The organism is Candidatus Zixiibacteriota bacterium, assembly GCA_035574315.1.
In the GTDB taxonomy this organism is placed as follows: domain Bacteria; phylum Desulfobacterota; class Binatia; order UBA9968; family UBA9968; genus DATLYW01.
Window position 1 is genome coordinate 1 of sequence record DATLYW010000042.1, and the last position, 17085, is coordinate 17085.

Genomic DNA, 17085 nt, shown 5'->3' on the forward strand with positions numbered 1-17085 from the left:
CAGGCGGTTTCGCGGACGCCCCCGCCGTGACTTCCATCGGCCTTCCGTGATCATCATCGATCTGCCGCGAGCTCGCGAGACCGTGATCGTAGAGCAGTTCGACCCCGGCATGACGTTTCGGCCGCCGCCGTTTCTTCCACCCGCGCCGCCCGAACGGACGCGCTTGTCGGGCGAGCTGGCGCCGTTCGATCCCGTTCCGCTCGAGATCGTGGAGCGGATGCTCGCTCTGGCGCGGGTGAGGAAGGGCGACGTGCTCTACGATCTCGGGTGCGGCGACGGCAGGGTGGCGATCGCGGCGGTGAAGAGATTCGGCGCCCGGGCGGTCTGCTTTGAAACCGACCCCGGCCTGGTCAAGCTGGCGCGCGAAAACGTCCGGCGAGAAAAGATCGAGAAAGCGGTCGAAATCCGCGAGCAGGATTTCACGAGCGCGGATCTCTCCCGTGCGACCGTGGTTACGCTTTATCTCTCCCGCGAAGCGAACGACGCGCTGAAGCCCCTGCTGATGAAACGGCTCAGGCCCGGCTCCCGCGTCGTCTCCTACCGTTTCGACATGGGCGACTGGCTTCCCAAGATTACCGAGACATACCGAGATTCCAGCGGCGAGACCCGCACGCTGTTTCTCTGGGAGATCGGAGCGCCGCTTGCGAAAAACGCTGCTGACTGACCCGCGTCGCCGCTCCAGGATCGTCCCCCGCCTTGCCGGCCCGGTTTCGGAATCGGTTCATTCCGAGCGCTCGAACCGACCCGGGCTACTTGCGCTGGTAGCGACCCATGAGAGTCGCTTCCGCCAGCACGTGCCCCTTGATCGCGTTCAACACTTGCTGCCTCGTGGCGCGAGGCCCGAGGCCGGTCGGCTTGTCCAGGGCGTAGAGACGAAAGAAATAACGGTGCGCCGGCCCGGGAGGCGGGCAGGGGCCGCCGTAGCCTACTTTCCTGAAGTCGTTGATTCCCTGCCTGGCGCCGTTGGGGAGAGTGTCGACGGCGGCCAGGGCTTCGCCGAGCTCTCCGGTCTCCGGCGGCAGGTCGTACACCACCCAGTGCACCCAGGTTCCGGCAGGCGCGTCGGGGTCGTCGACGATCAACGCAAAAGCTCTGGTTCCCGCAGGGGCGCCGGACCAGCGGATCGCGGGCGAAACGTCGGCTCCGTCGCACGTGTGGCGTCGGGGAATGTTGGCGCCGTCCTTGAAAGCCGGGCTTCGGATTTCCATCGCGGGAGCGGCGCTTTCGGCGGGTGCCGAAAGCGCGAACTGGATCATAGTCGAAACGAGCACCGCGGTGCAGAAAGGCCCTCTTTCGATCCGCAAGAGCCGTCTCACCTTGGTCAGCGTTTCTCCGCGGGCTTCTCGATCGGCAGATCCTCCCGGTCTCCCCATTCCTTCCACGAGCCGATGTAGTTTCGGACGCGCGGAAAACCGAGCAGGCGCAGCGCCACATAGCTGTGCGCCGCACGGTAGCCGCCCTGGCAGTACGAGATGACTTCTTTCTCCGGCGTGATGCCCGCTCGCTCGTACATCGCCTTGAGCTCGTCGTTCGACTTGAATCTCCCATCGGGCGCAATGTTTTCCGTCCACTCGATATGGACCGCCCCGGGAATGGCGCCTCCCCGCGCGGCGCGAACGTGCGTTCCCAGGTATTCGCCGCGACTGCGGGTGTCGAGGATCGCGGCGCGTTTCTCGCTCAGCGCGCGCAGCACCTCGTCGGCGGTGGCGAGCACCTCGCGCCGCTCGGAAACCGTGAACGTCGCGGGCACGGGCGGAGAGGCGTCCCGCGTCGTCGGGAGACCGGCCGCTTGCCACGCCCGTATGCCGCCGTCGAGCATCCGGCCGCTCGGGTGGCCGAAGTACTCGAGGAACCAGACGCCGCGCGCGGCACGCATGCCCGAGTTCTCGTCGTAAAAGACCACTTCCTTGTCCTCGCTCACTCCCCGCATCTCGAGCAGATGGTGGATCATGTGCATGAAGGCTTTGAGCGGCGCTTCGCGGGTGTCGATCAGGCTCAAGCCGTAGAGATCGAGATGGCCGGCGCCGGGGATATGACCCTGAGCGTAGTGCTCCGCCGGCCGGACGTCGATCAGACAAAGGCCGGGACTCCCGAGCTTCCGGCTGAGCTCCGCCGGGGTTGTGAGCAGCTTTTCGCGCGTGTATTGGGTGTCCATGGGGATACCGTATATCACCGGCGGAAACCCTCCTGCAATCATGGACACGCAAAGGGGAGAGGCTGCTTTTCGGCGACCGGCTGCCTTCTCCGCGCCTTCCCGGCTCGCCGTTGCCGCCCTGCTGTTCTGCTTTCTCGGGGCTGCGGCCTTCACCTACAGGCCGGCTCTTCCCGGCCGGAAGATCTCGCTGCCGGCGGACCACGCCTCCCACCCCGATTTCAAGATCGAGTGGTGGTACTATACGGGCCATTTGAGCGGCGAGTCGGGCAGGCGCTACGGCTACCAGGTGACGTTCTTTCGCTTCGGGCTGCGCGACCGACAGAGCGTGGAGAGCAAGGATCATCCGGTCTTGTTCACCGATCTCTACATGGCCCACTTCGCGCTGTCGGACGTCCAGGAAAGAAAATTCTCCTTCCGCGAGCGCATCAACCGCGGCTACGGCGGCAAGGCCGGCGCCGCCACCGACCGCTACTTCGTCTGGAACGAGAGCTGGAAGGTCGAGGGGAGCGGGACCGAGCACCGGATCGAGGTCGACGATCGGGAGACCAAGCTCGAGCTGAAGCTCGTCCCGCTCAAGCCGCCCGTCCTGCACGGCGAGAACGGCTTCAGCCGCAAGGGCGAGGGGGAGGGACGCGCGTCGCACTATTACTCGCTGACGCGGATGCGGACCGAGGGACGGCTGACGATCGACGGCAGGACGGAAAAGGTCACCGGGGAGAGCTGGATGGACCACGAGTTCGGCACCAACCAGCTCGGCGAAAATCAGGTGGGCTGGGACTGGTTCAGCATTCAGCTCGACGACCAGACGGAGCTGATGCTCTACCTCATCCGGCGCAAGGACGGCTCCGCGGATCCTTACTCCAGCGGCACCCGGGTGGACGCGAAAGGGAGAACGAGGCATCTCGCGCTCGGCGAATACCGGATCGAGGTACTCGATCACTGGAAGAGCCCGAAGAGCGGGGCCACCTACCCGATCAGGTGGAGGGTGACGGTTCCGTCCGAGCAGATGGAGCTGGAGATTTCCCCTCTGTTCCGAGAGCAGGAGCTGGTCACGGCCCGCAGCACGAGAGTGACCTACTGGGAAGGAGCGGTGGAAATCCGCGGCAAGGTCAGGGGCAAGATCGCGAGCGGCCGGGGGTACGTGGAGATGACGGGCTACGCGGGGAAGCTCTCCCTCTGAGGACCGGCCGGCGCCGTTATCCAGCGTGCGATTTCTCCCGGCGAGCGGTGACACACCGGTTGACACGCTTCCGTTCGTCGGCACGATCGAAAACGCCGCTCGACGCAGCCGGCGGCCGAAGTCCGACGGCCGGGACGTTCCCGGGAGCTTCGTTCCGGAGGCTTCGCCGCCGTCGCCGGTGCTCCCGCGCCGGACCACCTTCTTGATTTGGCGGCATAAACCGCGGACAATTCTTCGAGCTCCCGTGTGATGCTCGCGGAACAGGTCAAGAAAACGATCCGCCGGCACCGGCTTGCGGCGCCGGGCGAGCGCATTCTGGTCGCCGTCTCGGGCGGCCCCGACTCGACGGCGCTCCTCCAGCTGCTCTACGAGCTGCGAGCCGAGCTGGAGCTGGGCCTCGAGGTGGCGCATCTGGAGCACGGGCTGCGCGGGAAAGAGTCGGCCGCGGACGCGGCGTTCGTCGAAGGGCTCGCGCGCCGCCTCGAGCTGCCGTTTCATCTCGGAAGCGTCGACCTGCCGGAGCTCAAATCGCGAGCCGGCAAAGGCAACGTCGAAGCGCTCGCGCGCGCAGAGCGGTACCGCTTTTTCGCCGAGGTTGCACGGCGGCGAAATCTCGCGGCCGTGGCCACGGCTCACACGCTGGACGACCAGGCGGAAACGGTCCTGATGCGCTTTCTGCGCGGCGCCGGTCTGAGAGGGCTGGGGGGGATGGCTCCGGTGCGGATCCTGGACCGCTCGGCGGCCGGAGAAGGCGCGCCCTTGAAGGTGATCCGACCGCTTCTCGAAGTCGCCAAGGCCGATATCCTCCGCTATCTCCAGGCGCGCGGATTGGCCTACCGGAAGGACGCGACCAACGAGGACCCGACGCTGCTTCGAAACTGGCTTCGGCTCCATCTCATCCCCGAGCTGCAGACGAGGTTCGGCCTGGATCTTCCGTCCCGGCTGTGCCGGCAGGCCGAGATCGCGCGCGACGAAGAGCGGCTGATCTCCGCGCTCGCGCGGAAGCGACTCGAGGAAATCCGGATAGATGACCGGCTCGACCGCAAGCTTTTTCTAGCCCAGGCACCCGCCCTGCAGCGTGCCGTCGTGCGCTGCTGGATCGAGGAGAAACGCGGTCACCTGCGCGGGCTCGGGTATGATCATGTGGAAGCGGCGCTCGCGGTGATCGGCGGGGAAAGGCCGCAGGGGAGATCGGCGATTCCCGGCGGCTGGGAGGTCGTTCGGGAATACGAGGCTCTCGCCCTGGAAAGAAGCGCGGGCCGGCGCCAGGCATGCTATGCTTACGAGATCGAGATCGGGAAGAGCCTAGCCGTTCCGGAGGCCGGCGTGGTGATCGAAAGCGAGCTCCTTCGGGAGACCCCCGAGGCGTTCCCCGAAGACCTGGAGGCGGCGGTTTTCGACGCGGCTTTGCTGCCGGATCGCTTGTGGGTGCGCAATTATCGTCGCGGCGACCGTTTTCAACCCCTGGGTATGTCGGGGCACAAAAAGCTCAAGGATCTCTTCATGGAAAAGAAGGTGCCCCTTTCGGCGCGGGCCACAATGCCCGTCCTGGTCTCCGCGGATGAGATCCTTTGGATTCCCGGGTGCGGGCGAAGCGACCGGGCCAGGATCACGCGCAACACCGTGGAAATCGCGCGTTTTTCGGCGCGTCCGGTGGCGCACGGAAACAGATAACAAATGTTGATCTAACTAGGCGCGTGTGTTAGACTTTTGCTGTTTTTCGACCGAGGGAGGATCTGGTTGAGTCAATCATCCAAGCATATTGCGCTCTGGCTCGTCTTGTTGCTCGTTTTGCTTGCCGTTTTCAGCGTTTTTAGCAGGCAGGCCGGCCGGGATCCCGAGATCGTCTTCAGCGAGTTCATGGGCTCGGTCGAGCGGGGTGAAGTGCAGGAAGTGGTCATCCAGGGGCACAACATCCAGGGCAAGTACAAGAACGGCGAGCGGTTCCGGACGTTCGCTCCCAACGATCCCGAACTGGTGAAGAACCTGCGCGACAAGAAGGTGAAGATCGCGGCCAAGCCCGAGGACGAGTCGCCGTGGTACATGGTCCTGCTGCTCAACTGGTTCCCGATGCTGCTGCTGATCGGGGTGTGGATCTTCTTCATGCGCCAGATGCAGGTCGGAGGCGGCAAGGCGATGTCGTTCGGCAAGAGCCGGGCCAAGCTGCTCACCGAAAATCAGCACCGCGTCACGTTCAACGACGTGGCGGGCGTCGACGAAGCCAAGGACGATCTCCAGGAAATCATCGCGTTCCTCAAGGATCCCAAGAAGTTCACCAAGCTGGGAGGGCGAATCCCGAAGGGTTGCCTCCTGGTCGGCCCGCCGGGCACCGGAAAGACGCTGCTCGCCCGGGCGATCGCAGGCGAGGCGGGCGTGCCGTTCTTCAGCATCAGCGGCTCGGACTTCGTTGAGATGTTCGTGGGCGTGGGCGCCTCCCGCGTGCGCGACCTGTTCGTCCAGGGCAAGAAGAACGCGCCCTGCATCATCTTCATCGATGAGATCGACGCCGTCGGCCGGCACCGCGGCGCCGGCCTCGGCGGCGGCCACGACGAGCGGGAACAGACGCTCAACCAGCTGCTCGTCGAGATGGACGGCTTCGAGGCCAACGAAGGCGTGATCCTGATCGCCGCCACCAACCGGCCGGACGTTCTCGACCCGGCCTTGTTGCGCCCCGGTCGTTTCGACCGGCGCGTCGTGGTTCCGCGCCCCGACGTCAAGGGCCGCGAAGGGATTCTCAGAGTGCACACGCGCAAGGTGCCGCTCGCGCCGGACGTGGACGTGAGCCTGCTCGCGCGCGCCACGCCGGGCTTTGCCGGCGCCGACCTGGAAAACCTGGTCAACGAGGCCGCGCTGCTCGCCGCCCGCAGCAACAAGGACAAGGTCGACATGCACGATTTCGAGCTGGCCAAGGACAAGGTGATGATGGGGGCGGAGCGCCGCAGCATGATCATCAGCGACGAGGAGAAGCGCAACACCGCCTATCACGAAGCCGGCCACGCCCTGGTCGCCAAGCTCCTGCCGGGAGCGGATCCGATCCACAAGGTGACGATCATCCCGCGCGGCATGGCGCTCGGTCTGACGCAGCAGCTCCCGATGGACGAGAAGCACACCTACCCGCGCGAGTACCTGATGAACAACCTCGCGATCCTCTTCGGCGGGCGCGTCGCCGAGGAGCTGGTCCTGAACCACATGACCACCGGCGCCGGCAACGACATCGAGAAGGCGACCGAGCTGGCGCACCGGATGGTTTGCGAATGGGGAATGAGCGAGAAGCTGGGACCGATGACGTTCGGAAAGAAGGAAGAGGAGATCTTTCTCGGGCGCGACTTCACGCAGCGGCAGGATTATTCGGAGCAGACCGCGATCGAGATCGACGCGGAAGTGCGGCGCATCATTCAGGAGAGCTACGAGAAAGCCAAGGATCTGCTGAAGAGCAACCTCGCCTTGCTGCACCGGGTGGCCGAACGGCTGCTCGAAAAAGAGGTCCTCGACGGATCGGAAATCGACGCCATCGTCAGGGAGTTCAACGGGAACGGCGAAGAGCCCTTGAGCCAGGCGGCGGCGACGATCGCCGCTGTGTAAAGCGGCCCGCGCGGACCAAGCCCACCCTCCGGTTCCCGAGCGCGGCCCGGATGACGCGTTGCGCGCCCGAGACCGCGGCTTCGATCGACTCCCCCGGGCTTTCTGGCCCGCGGCGAGACACCACGGCGCCTTCCGAAGGCGTTTCAGTTGAGCGATCATGACAGACCCCGGCAGCTCCGTTCTCGAGCCCATCCCCGGACCCGGCGCGATCGTCACCCGTCACGGCACAGTCGATCTCGACCGCCGCACGGCGGTCATGGGAATCCTCAACGTCACGCCCGATTCGTTCTACGACGGCGGCCGCCGGACCGACCCGGCCAAGGCGGTCGACGATGCGCTGAGGCTGGTCGAGGCCGGGGCGGACATCGTCGACGTGGGCGGCGAGTCCACGCGCCCGGGAGCGCATCCGGTGAGCGTCGAGGAGGAGCTGGCCCGGGTGCTGCCGGTGATCCGCGGCCTGCGCCGGTCGGCTGCGGTCCCGATCTCGATCGATACTTACAAAGCGGAGGTGGCGCGGGCCGCGCTGGCCGAGGGCGCCGACATCATCAACGACATCAGCGCGCTGCGGTTCGACGACGCGATGGCGGCGCTTGCGGCGGCGGAGGAGGTGCCGGTGGTGCTGATGCACATGCAGGGCACGCCGCAAACGATGCAGAAGGAGCCCCGATACGGTGACGTCGTGGCCGAGGTGCGCGCCTTTCTCGCCGAGCGCATGCGCACCGCGCTCGCCGCCGGCATCGCCGAGCGCAATCTCATCGTCGATCCGGGCATCGGCTTCGGCAAGACTCTGGAGCACAACCTCGCATTGCTGCGGGGGCTTCCCGCTCTGGCGAGCCTCGGCGCCCCGCTGCTCGTCGGCGTGTCGCGCAAGGCGTTCATCGGCCGGATTCTGGGGCTGGAGGCCGGGGAGCGCCTTGAGGGAAGCCTGGCGGCGGCCGCCGCTGCGGTCCTGGCGGGCGCCCGGATCGTGCGGGCGCACGACGTTCTGGCCACGCGCCGGGCGGTCGCGATCGCGGACGCGATCCGTTACGGAGCGCGCGAGCCGTAGGGAAGCCATGAACGAGATGATCGGCCAGCTCAGGTGGCAGGACGGTCTGGACATCGGCATCATGACGTTCCTGATCTATCGCCTGCTCCAGATGGTGCGCGGCAGCCGGGCCATGCAAATGATCATCGGGCTGGCGGTGCTGCTCGCCGCCTACGCCTCGGCGCGGATGCTGGGGCTTTTCACGCTCAGCTGGATTCTGGACAATTTCCTGGGGTCGATCATCCTGGTGATCGTGGTGATCTTCCAGAGCGATATCCGGCGCGCCCTGACGCAGGTGGGGACGGCGCCGTTGTTCGGCTCCGCGGAAAGACTGACGCCCGGGCGCGAGGAGATCGTGGAGGAGGTCGCTCAGGCGGTGGCGGCGCTGGCGGAAAGGAGGGTCGGCGCGCTCGTAGTCCTGGAGCGCGAGGTCGGCCTGAACGAATACATGGAGATCGGCACGAGGCTGGACGCGCGCGTGAGCCGGGAGCTCCTCGAAAGCGTGTTCCTGCCGAACTCGCCGATCCACGACGGCGCCCTGGTGATCCAGAAGGGAAGGGTGACCGCGGTCCGCTGCCTGCTGCCGCTCAGCACCAACCCGAATCTCAAGAAGCAGTGGGGGACCCGCCATCGCGCGGCTCTGGGAGTCACCGAGGAAACCGACGCGGTGGCGATCGTGGTTTCCGAGCAGGAAGGGACGATCGCGCTGGTCGTCGGCGGGCGGGTGACCGAGAACCTGGACGGCCCGCGGCTGCGCGGGGCGCTGCGTGAGCTCATGAGGTGATGGCCCGGCTCTGGGAAAAACTGGTCGCGCTCGCCGCGAGCAATCTCGGCCTCAGGGTTCTGGCGGTGGTCATCGCCCTGGGGCTCTGGCTTGCGGGCCATCGGGACATCGAGCGCACGATCGAGGTGCCGGTCGAGTTCCGCAACATACCTCCGGATCTTATGGTTGTGGAAAATCACGTGGATTACGTCGTGTTGCGCGTGGCCGGCCCGCGCACGCTGGTTTCGACCCTGGATTCGGACGAGCTCAAGCTCTCGCTCGATTTGAGCGACGCCAAGCCGGGCGTCGCCAACTACCCCCTGAGCTCGAGCTCGTTCAACATTCCGCGCGGCGTCACGGTAGCCCGGATCACGCCGCCGGTCATCAACCTGCGGCTGGAGCCCATGATGGTGCGGTCGCTTCCGGTCGTCGTGCGCTTCGCGGGGAAGGTTCCGGAGGGCTACGTGGTCGCCGCCACCGCCGTCGAGCCGCACACGGTGTCGGTGCAGGGTCCGGTGGACGAGGTGCGCAAGCTGGCGTTCGTCGAGACGCTTCCCGTCGACCTGGAAGAGGACCGCAACATGACGCGGCGGCGAGTCCGCCTTTCGGCCGACGGCAAGCCGCTCAAGTTTTCTCCGGATCAGGTCACGGTGACGGTAACGCTCAAGGAAGAGCAGGTGACGCGGGACTTCACCGCCGTCCAGGTGCGCGCGAAGGATTTCGAAGGCGCTTACACCGTTAAGCCCTCGACGGTCTTTCTCCGGCTCGCCGGCCCGCGCCGGCTGATCACGCAGCTCGAGCCGACTCCGGATCGCGTCTATCTCGATCTCAAAGGGCTCGATGCGGGAGAGCACGTGGTCGGGCTGAGCTTCGACCTGCCGCCGGAGGTCAAAGTCGTGGAAGCCAAACCGCAGCAGTTCAAGGTCCGGATCAAGAAAGCCGCGTCCTGAGAACGGGCCGCGCCGCAGGAGCACGACAGTCATGGAACCGCAAACCGCCAGGAACAAGCCGCAGCGCCGGTTGTTCGGTACCGACGGGGTTCGGGGGATCGCCAACCAGGAGCCGATGACCTCCGAGATGGCGCTGAAGCTCGGGCGGGCCATCGCCCGGGTGCTGCAGGATCCGGTCGCCCGCCCGGCCGACGGCCGCTCCCGTCCGCCGTCGCTGGCCAAAATCCTCGGCGGGGACAAAGGGCACCGCTACAAGATTCTCATCGGCAAGGACACGCGGCTTTCCGGCTACATGCTGGAGACCGCCCTGGCCTCGGGCATCACCTCGATGGGAGCCGACGTGCTTCTGGTCGGTCCCTTGCCGACTCCCGGCGTCGCTTACCTGACGCGCAGCATGAGGGCGGACGCGGGCGTGGTGATCTCGGCGTCGCACAATCCCTACCAGGACAACGGCATCAAGTTTTTCTCATGGGATGGCTTCAAGCTGCCCGACGAGGTCGAGGCGCGCATGGAAGAGATGATCTTCAACGGGGAGACCGAGCGTGACCGCCCCACCGCCTCCAAGATCGGCAAGGCGTTCCGGATCGCCGACGCCCTGGGGCGCTACGTGGTTTTTCTCAAGAACTGCTTTCCGCGCCATCTCACGCTGGAGGGGCTGCGGATCGTGGCGGATTGCGGCCACGGGGCGGCCTACAAGGTCGTGCCCGAGGCGCTCTCGGAGCTCGGGGCCGAGGTGATTCCGGTCGGGGTTCAGCCGGACGGAGAAAACATCAACCGGCGCTGCGGCGCGCTGCACCCCGAGACGGCGCGTGAGGTCCTCCTGCGCGAGAAGGCCGATCTGGCCGTTTCGCTGGACGGAGACGCCGACCGCGCGATCTTCGTCGACGAGAAGGGCGAGGTCGTCGACGGCGACGAGGTTCTGGCGATCTGCGCCAAGGACATGCACGAGCGCGGAGCCCTCAAGAAGAACGGCGTGGTCGCCACCGTCATGAGCAATCTCGGCCTGGAGCTCGCGCTCAAGCGCAGCGGGATCCGCCTGGTCCGCACCGAGGTCGGCGACCGCTACGTGGCCGAAAAGATGCTCGAAGGCGGCTACAACCTCGGCGGCGAGCAGTCCGGTCACATCCTGTTTCTCGACCACAACACGACCGGGGACGGCGCCATCACGTGCCTGCAGGTCCTCGCGCTGATGGTCGAGAGCGGCCGGCGCCTGGGGGAGCTCAAGAAGGTAATGGAGCGGCTGCCGCAGGTCCTGATCAACGTCAAGGTGAGGGAAAAGAGGGACCTCCGGTCGATGCCGGCCGTCGCCAAGAAGATCGCCGACGTCGAGCGCGCCATGAACGGACGCGGGCGGACGCTGGTGCGCTATTCGGGGACGGAGATGCTCGCGCGCGTGATGCTGGAAGGGGAGGAGGAGGCGCGCATCCGGGAAATGGCCGAGGAGATCGCCGCCGCGATCCGCGCCGAGGTCGGAGCGCCGTCATGATCCGCCTCGGCGTCAACGTCGACCACGTCGCCACCGTTCGCCAGGCGCGGCGCGCGCGGGTTCCCGATCCTGTCGAAGCGGCGCTGGCGGCAGAGAAAGGCGGCGCCGACGGCATCACCGTCCATCTGCGCGAGGATCGCCGTCACATCCAGGAAGGCGACGTCGAACGGCTGCGCGAGCGCGTGCGGACGAAGCTCAATCTCGAGATGGCGGTAACGCCCGCCATGCTGGCGCTGGCGGAGCGGTTCCGTCCGGACGACGCCTGCTTCGTCCCGGAGAAAAGAGAAGAGCTGACCACCGAGGGCGGGCTCGATGTCGCCGCCCGCAAAACCAGGATCCGAGACGCGGTCCGCCGGCTGCAGGACCGCGGGCTGCGGGTGAACCTGTTCGTCGATCCCGACCGGCGGCAGATCGAGGCGGCCAAGGAGACCGGAGCCCACGGGGTCGAGATCCACACGGGGCGCTACTGCGAGGCCGCGGGAGCCGCGCGCGAGCGCGAGCTCGCGGAGATCGCGGCGATCGCCGCGCTGGCGCGCCGCGAGGGACTCGAGGTTCACGGGGGCCACGGCCTCGACTACGAGAACGTCGCGGCCGTGGCGAAAATCGAGGAGATCGTGGAACTGAACATCGGCCACAGCATCGTTGCGCGCGCCATCCTCGTCGGTATCGAGCAGGCGGTCCGGGAGATGAAGGCCATCTTCACGAAGGTCAGGGGTGAGCGGTAGGCCGTTTCGGCGGCCTTCTCCTGTCGAACCGGCGCACGACGCCGAAGGCGGTTTCTGGTTTCCGGCTTCTGGCTGCTTTGCGGTGCTCTCCGTTGAGCTTTTGACCCGGCGCGGAGCGGCCCAGCCGCCGGCTCTGCGGCTCGAGCCGTGCCGGAGGCAGCCGGGGACAGCAGAGATGACCGAGGGCCGACGGACTTCGTTAAACGACCTGGAACCACTTAGGATTCTGGAACCATGTGGGTCGTGACCGCTGAAGAGATGCGCGAGATGGATCGGCTGACCATCGAGCGATACGGCGTTCCGAGCCTGCAGCTGATGGAACGGGCGGGCGAGCGGATCGTCGAAGCCGTGCTGGAACGCTACCGGCCCTGCGCCCGCAAGGGCGTGCTCGTCGTGGCAGGCAAGGGGAACAACGGCGGGGACGGCTTCGTGGCGGCGCGCCTGCTCAGGAAGAAGCGGATCCCGTGCGAGGTTGCGCTGCTGGCCAAACCAGAAGAGCTCTCTGCCGACGCCGCGCACAATTTTCGCGCGTTCGTCAGGAGCAAGGGCAAGGTCACGCAGATCGGCAGCGGCGAGCTGGACAGGCTGCAAGCCTGCCTGCGAGGCAAGGGGCTGCTGCTCGATGCGATCCTCGGCACCGGCATGAAGAGCGAGGTGCGCGGGCTTTACGCGGAGGCGATCACGCTCATGAACGCTTGCGGCGTCCCGATCGTCGCCGTCGACGTTCCCTCGGGCCTGGATGCCGACCGTGGAGTGCCGCTCGGCGTCGCGATCCAGGCCGAGATGACCGTTTCGCTGGGGTTTGCGAAGCTGGGGCTCGTCATCCATCCGGGGATCGACTACGCGGGAGACCTCGCCATCGCCGACATCGGGATCGACCCCCGGGCCGCGGCCGAGGTCGGCGGGAAAACAGAGCTTCTGGAGCCGGGCGAAATGGGGCGCCTCATCCCGGTCAGGGAAGCCGACAGCCACAAGGGGACCTACGGCCATCTGCTGATCGTGGCCGGCTCGCGCGGCAAGACCGGAGCGGCGATCATGGCGTCGCGCGCGGCGATGCGAACCGGAGCCGGACTGGTCACGCTCGCCGCGCCGCGGTCCCTCAACGACATCCTCGCGGGCGCGCTGGTCGAGGCGATGACCGAACCGCTGAAGGAAAACGCGGCGGAGGAGATGGAGTCGCCGGATGACGAGGAGTGGCGCCGGCTGCTTCAGCGCAAGAGCGCGCTCGTCTTCGGCCCCGGGATCGGAGTGACCGACGCCACGCGGAGGATGATCCGCTGGCTGTTGCGCAACCTGGAGGCTCCCTGGGTGATCGATGCCGACGGCTTGAACAATCTCGCGCTCGAGATCGACCGCCTGGCCAAGGCGAAAAGCGCTCCGATCCTGACCCCGCATCCGGGAGAGATGGCGCGCCTTCTCGGGGTCGAAACCGCGGCGATCAGCCGGGACCGCGTCGGTGCGGCGCGCTCTTTCGCCGCGGCCCATCGGTGCTACCTGGTGCTCAAGGGCGCGAGGACGGTGATCGCCACCCCCGAAGGAAGAGTATCCATCAATCCCACCGGCAATCCGGGGATGGCGAGCGGCGGGATGGGCGACGTGCTGGCGGGGATGATCGGCGCTCTCCTCAGCCAGGGGTTCCCCCCGGGGGAGGCCGCGCGGCTCGGCGTTTACCTGCACGGCTACGTCGGCGACCGGATCGCTGCGCGCAAAGGCGAGATCGGGCTGATCGCCTCCGATCTCATAGAGGGCTTGCCGGAGGCGATCCGGGAGCTTCGCGACGCCGCCGGGTAGGCTCGAAATCGCCCCGAAAATATATTAGTTGTGGCTATATTACCCGTGATCTTATGGCTTCTTGGAGCGTGGTCACCCGCTCCCCGCGCCAGACCGCCGCATGGGGGCAAAGGCTGGGGGAGTTGCTCGAGGGGGGCGAGATTGTCGGGCTCGTCGGCGAGCTGGGAGCCGGCAAGACCTGCTTCGTCCGTGGCCTGGTGCAGGGCGCGGGGGTCGGCGAGAAAGCATGGATCCGCAGCCCGAGCTTTACCCTGATCAACGAGTATCACGGCCGCGTGCCGATCTATCACATCGATCTCTATCGCATCGGCACGGCCGAAGAGCTCGACGGGCTGAACCTTCGGGAGTGCCTGTACTCGGACGGCGTGAGCGTGATCGAGTGGTTCGAACGGCTGCCGTCGGGTGAGGTCGACGAATATATCGAGGTCCGGATGGAGTTTTGCGGCCCGACCGGCCGCCGGTTGACCTTCACGGCTCACGGCGGACGCTACGAGGAGACCCTGGAGCGGTTGAAGGAAGAGGGCTTTCGCGCGGGATCGAGAGACGATGCTCGCGCCAAGACGGCCGGTTGAAGCGGCCGGAGAACCGGAACGGATGGCATTGCTGGTCCAGAAATACGGCGGAACGTCGGTCGGAACGATCGAGCGCATCAAACGCGTCGCGGAAAAGGTGCGCGCCGCCAAGGCGGCGGGCAACGACCTCGTGGTCGTCGTCTCGGCGATGGCGGGCGAGACCAACCGCCTGCTCGCGCTCGCCCACGAGATCTCGGAGTTCCCCGACGAGCGGGAGCGCGACGTGCTGCTGGCCTCCGGGGAGCAGGTCTCGGTCGCTCTGCTGAGCCTGGCGCTGCGCGAGCTGGGCCAGCCGGCGCGCTCCTTTCTGGGGCACCAGGTGCGCATCGAGACCGACAGCGCCTACGGCCGCGCCCGCATCCGCAACATCGATTCCGCGAAGATTCTCCAATCGCTCGCCGCCGGCGAGGTCGTGGTGGTCGCCGGCTTTCAGGGGGTAGACGAAGCGGACAACATCACGACCCTGGGGCGCGGCGGCTCCGACACCAGTGCCGTCGCCCTGGCGGCGTTCCTGAATGCGGCGGCGTGCGAGATCTACACGGACGTCGAGGGCGTGTTCACCGCGGACCCGGCCATCTGCCCGAGCGCGCGCAAGCTCAGCCGCATCTCGTACGACGAGATGATCGAGCTGGCGAGCACCGGAGCCAAGGTGCTGGAGATCCGCTCGGTGGAATTCGCCAAGAAGTTTGCGGTGCCGGTTCACGTCCGCTCGACGTTCGTCGACGCCGAGGGGACCTGGCTGGTCGAGGAGGATCCGAGCATGGACGACGTTTTGGTTTCCGGAGTGGCTTGCGACAAGAACGAGGCTAAAATCACGCTGCTCGGGGTGCCGGACCGGCCCGGGCTGGCGGCGCAGGTCTTCGGGCCGATCGCTGCGGCCCACATCGTCGTCGACATGATCATTCAGAACGCGAGCGAGGACGGGACGACCGATCTCACGTTCACGGTGCCCAAGGCGGACTACAAGAAGGCGATGGCGATCGTGGAGAAGACTGCGCCCGAGGTGCGGGCGAGGGGCGTCCGGCTCGACACCGACATCGCCAAGGTGTCGGTCGTCGGGGTCGGCATGCGCACGCACGCCGGGGTGGCGGCCCGGATGTTCGAGGTCCTGGCGCGCGAGGGCATCAACATCGAGATGATCTCCACCTCCGAGATCAAGATTTCCGTGGTGGTGGCTTCGAAGTACGCGGAGCTGGCGGTTCGGGTCTTGCACGACGCGTTCGTCGGAAGCGGGGAAAACGCATGAAGGACGTCCTGATCTACGACACGACGCTGAGGGACGGCTGCCAGGCCGAGGACATCTCTTTCACTCTCGAGGACAAGCTGCGGATCGCGGAAAAGCTCGAGGAGCTGGGGGTCGACTATCTCGAAGGCGGCTATCCGGGCTCCAACCCGAGGGACGCCGACTTCTTCAAGGAGGTCAAGAAGCTCAAGCTCAAGAAGACCCGGATCGCGGCCTTCGGCACGACGCGCCGGCCGACCTCCAAGCCCGCGCAGGATCCCAGCCTCAAGGTGCTTTTGAGCGCGGAAACGCCGGTGGTGACGCTGGTCGGCAAGACCTGGGATCTGCACGTGCGCGACGACCTGCGCATCAGCAAGAAGGCGAACCTCGAGATCATCGCCGATTCGATCGCATACGTGAAGCGCCACGTGGACGAGGTGATCTTCGACGCGGAGCACTTCTTCGACGGCTTTCGCAGCAACCCCGAGTACGCGCTCGAGTGCTTGCAGGCCGCGCGCGACGGCGGCGCCGACTGGATCGTGCTCTGCGACACCAACGGCGGCCGGCTGCCGGGCGAGATCCGCGAGGCGATGGCCCGCGTCAACGAGACGATCGCCACGCCGCTCGGCATCCACTGCCACAACGACGGCGAGCTCGCGGTCGCGAACACGCTGGCGGCCGTCGAGATGGGCGCCCGGCAGGTGCAGGGAACGATCAACGGGTTCGGGGAGCGCTGCGGCAACCTGAACCTCATCTCGGCGATTCCGAACCTGCAGCTGAAGATGGGCAAGCGGTGCGTGTCGCCGGCGCAGTTGAAGAAGCTGAGGGAGGTATCGCAGTTCTTCTACGAGCTGGCGAATATCCACCCGAACAAGCACCAGCCGTACGTCGGCGACAGCGCGTTCGCCCACAAGGGGGGCCTGCACGTCTCGGGAGTGCTGAAGAACCGGGAGACCTACGAGCACATCGACCCGGACCTCGTCGGCAACCGTCAGCGGGTGCTGGTCTCGGACCTCGCGGGCCGGAGCAACATCATCTACAAGGGCAAGGAGTACGGCATCGATCTCACCGACAAGGACCAGGCGGTGCACGACATCCTGAGGCGCATCAAGGAGCTGGAAAGCCAGGGCTACGAGTTCCAGGCGGCCGAGGCCTCCTTCGAGCTGCTGATCCAGGAGGCGCTGGAGAAGAAGCGGAAGAACTTCCGGCTGCTCGGCTTCCGCGTCATCGACGAGAAGCGCAAGGAAGGGGAGCCGCCGATCTCCGAGGCGACCATCATGGTCGAGGTCGACGGGGTGGTCGAGCACGCCGCGGCGATGGGCAACGGACCGGTCAACGCCCTCGACCAGGCGCTCCGGCGCGCGCTCACCAAGTTCTATCCGGCGCTGAGCGAGGTGGAGCTGCTCGACTACAAGGTCCGGGTTCTCTCCTCGGGCGAAGGAACCGCCGCCTCGGTCCGGGTGTTGATCGAGTCCGGGGACGGCAAGGACCGCTGGGGCACGGTCGGCGTTTCCCACAACGTGATCGAGGCGAGCTGGCAGGCGCTGTGCGACAGCATCGACTACAAGCTCTACAAGGACTCGAAGAAGGCACGGGGATGAGGACGGCCCGGCTTGCGCCGCAGGCGGCCAG

The 17085-nt window shown here is 66.5% G+C and carries 15 protein-coding genes; 13 read left to right on the forward strand and 2 right to left on the reverse strand.

Annotated features, from left to right (window positions below; all coding sequences use genetic code 11):
* A partial coding sequence (locus VNN77_14525) for a methyltransferase domain-containing protein (protein ID HXG52608.1) occupies positions 1–664 on the forward strand: 664 nt, incomplete at its 5' end.
* An 85-nt stretch (positions 665–749) separates the two neighbouring features.
* Here the strand turns inward: VNN77_14525 and VNN77_14530 are convergent.
* Together VNN77_14530 and VNN77_14535 are read right to left on the reverse strand one after the other, a co-directional pair.
* Positions 750–1304, reverse strand: a complete 555-nt coding sequence (locus VNN77_14530) for a YbhB/YbcL family Raf kinase inhibitor-like protein (GenBank protein ID HXG52609.1) — start codon at positions 1302–1304, stop codon at positions 750–752.
* 17 nt (positions 1305–1321) lie between these two features.
* On the reverse strand, positions 1322–2173 hold the full coding sequence (locus tag VNN77_14535) for a sulfurtransferase (protein ID HXG52610.1): 852 nt from the start codon (positions 2171–2173) through the stop codon (positions 1322–1324).
* Positions 2174–2195: 22 nt separating this feature from the next.
* On the opposite strand from VNN77_14535, the gene VNN77_14540 reads away from it, so the two are divergent.
* The 12 genes from VNN77_14540 (at position 2196) to cimA (ending at position 17054) form a co-directional block, all read left to right on the forward strand.
* Positions 2196–3335, forward strand: coding sequence for a lipocalin-like domain-containing protein (locus VNN77_14540; protein HXG52611.1), 1140 nt, complete (start codon positions 2196–2198; stop codon positions 3333–3335).
* A 249-nt stretch (positions 3336–3584) separates the two neighbouring features.
* Complete coding sequence (gene tilS / locus VNN77_14545) at positions 3585–5009, forward strand: tRNA lysidine(34) synthetase TilS (protein ID HXG52612.1); 1425 nt, start codon at positions 3585–3587, stop codon at positions 5007–5009.
* Between the two features lie 66 nt (positions 5010–5075).
* A complete protein-coding gene (gene ftsH, locus VNN77_14550) occupies positions 5076–6917 on the forward strand; it encodes an ATP-dependent zinc metalloprotease FtsH (protein HXG52613.1) in 1842 nt (613 codons plus the stop codon).
* Positions 6918–7074: 157 nt separating this feature from the next.
* Positions 7075–7965, forward strand: a complete 891-nt coding sequence (folP, locus tag VNN77_14555) for a dihydropteroate synthase (protein ID HXG52614.1) — start codon at positions 7075–7077, stop codon at positions 7963–7965.
* Positions 7966–7972: 7 nt separating this feature from the next.
* The gene (cdaA, locus tag VNN77_14560) at positions 7973–8728 is read left to right on the forward strand and encodes a diadenylate cyclase CdaA (protein ID HXG52615.1); all 756 of its coding nucleotides are present in this window, start codon (positions 7973–7975) and stop codon (positions 8726–8728) included.
* Positions 8728–9657 (forward strand): CdaR family protein, encoded by a 930-nt coding sequence (locus VNN77_14565; GenBank protein HXG52616.1) that lies wholly within the window; start codon positions 8728–8730, stop codon positions 9655–9657. Before cdaA ends, VNN77_14565 begins: the two co-directional genes overlap by 1 nt.
* Positions 9658–9688: 31 nt before the next feature.
* Positions 9689–11143: a phosphoglucosamine mutase gene (gene glmM, locus VNN77_14570; protein HXG52617.1), complete on the forward strand. Its 1455-nt coding sequence runs from the start codon at positions 9689–9691 to the stop codon at positions 11141–11143.
* A complete protein-coding gene (locus tag VNN77_14575; GenBank protein ID HXG52618.1) occupies positions 11140–11868 on the forward strand; it encodes a pyridoxine 5'-phosphate synthase in 729 nt (242 codons plus the stop codon). Before glmM ends, VNN77_14575 begins: the two co-directional genes overlap by 4 nt.
* A gap of 234 nt (positions 11869–12102) precedes the next feature.
* On the forward strand, positions 12103–13659 hold the full coding sequence (locus VNN77_14580; GenBank protein ID HXG52619.1) for an NAD(P)H-hydrate dehydratase: 1557 nt from the start codon (positions 12103–12105) through the stop codon (positions 13657–13659).
* A gap of 53 nt (positions 13660–13712) precedes the next feature.
* The gene (tsaE, locus tag VNN77_14585) at positions 13713–14231 is read left to right on the forward strand and encodes a tRNA (adenosine(37)-N6)-threonylcarbamoyltransferase complex ATPase subunit type 1 TsaE (protein HXG52620.1); all 519 of its coding nucleotides are present in this window, start codon (positions 13713–13715) and stop codon (positions 14229–14231) included.
* 22 nt (positions 14232–14253) lie between these two features.
* On the forward strand, positions 14254–15477 hold the full coding sequence (locus VNN77_14590; GenBank protein ID HXG52621.1) for an aspartate kinase: 1224 nt from the start codon (positions 14254–14256) through the stop codon (positions 15475–15477).
* Entirely contained in the window at positions 15474–17054 is a 1581-nt protein-coding gene (gene cimA / locus VNN77_14595) for a citramalate synthase (protein HXG52622.1), read from the forward strand. The genes VNN77_14590 and cimA overlap by 4 nt, the downstream gene beginning before the upstream one ends.
* The last annotated feature ends 31 nt before the right edge of the window (positions 17055–17085 follow it).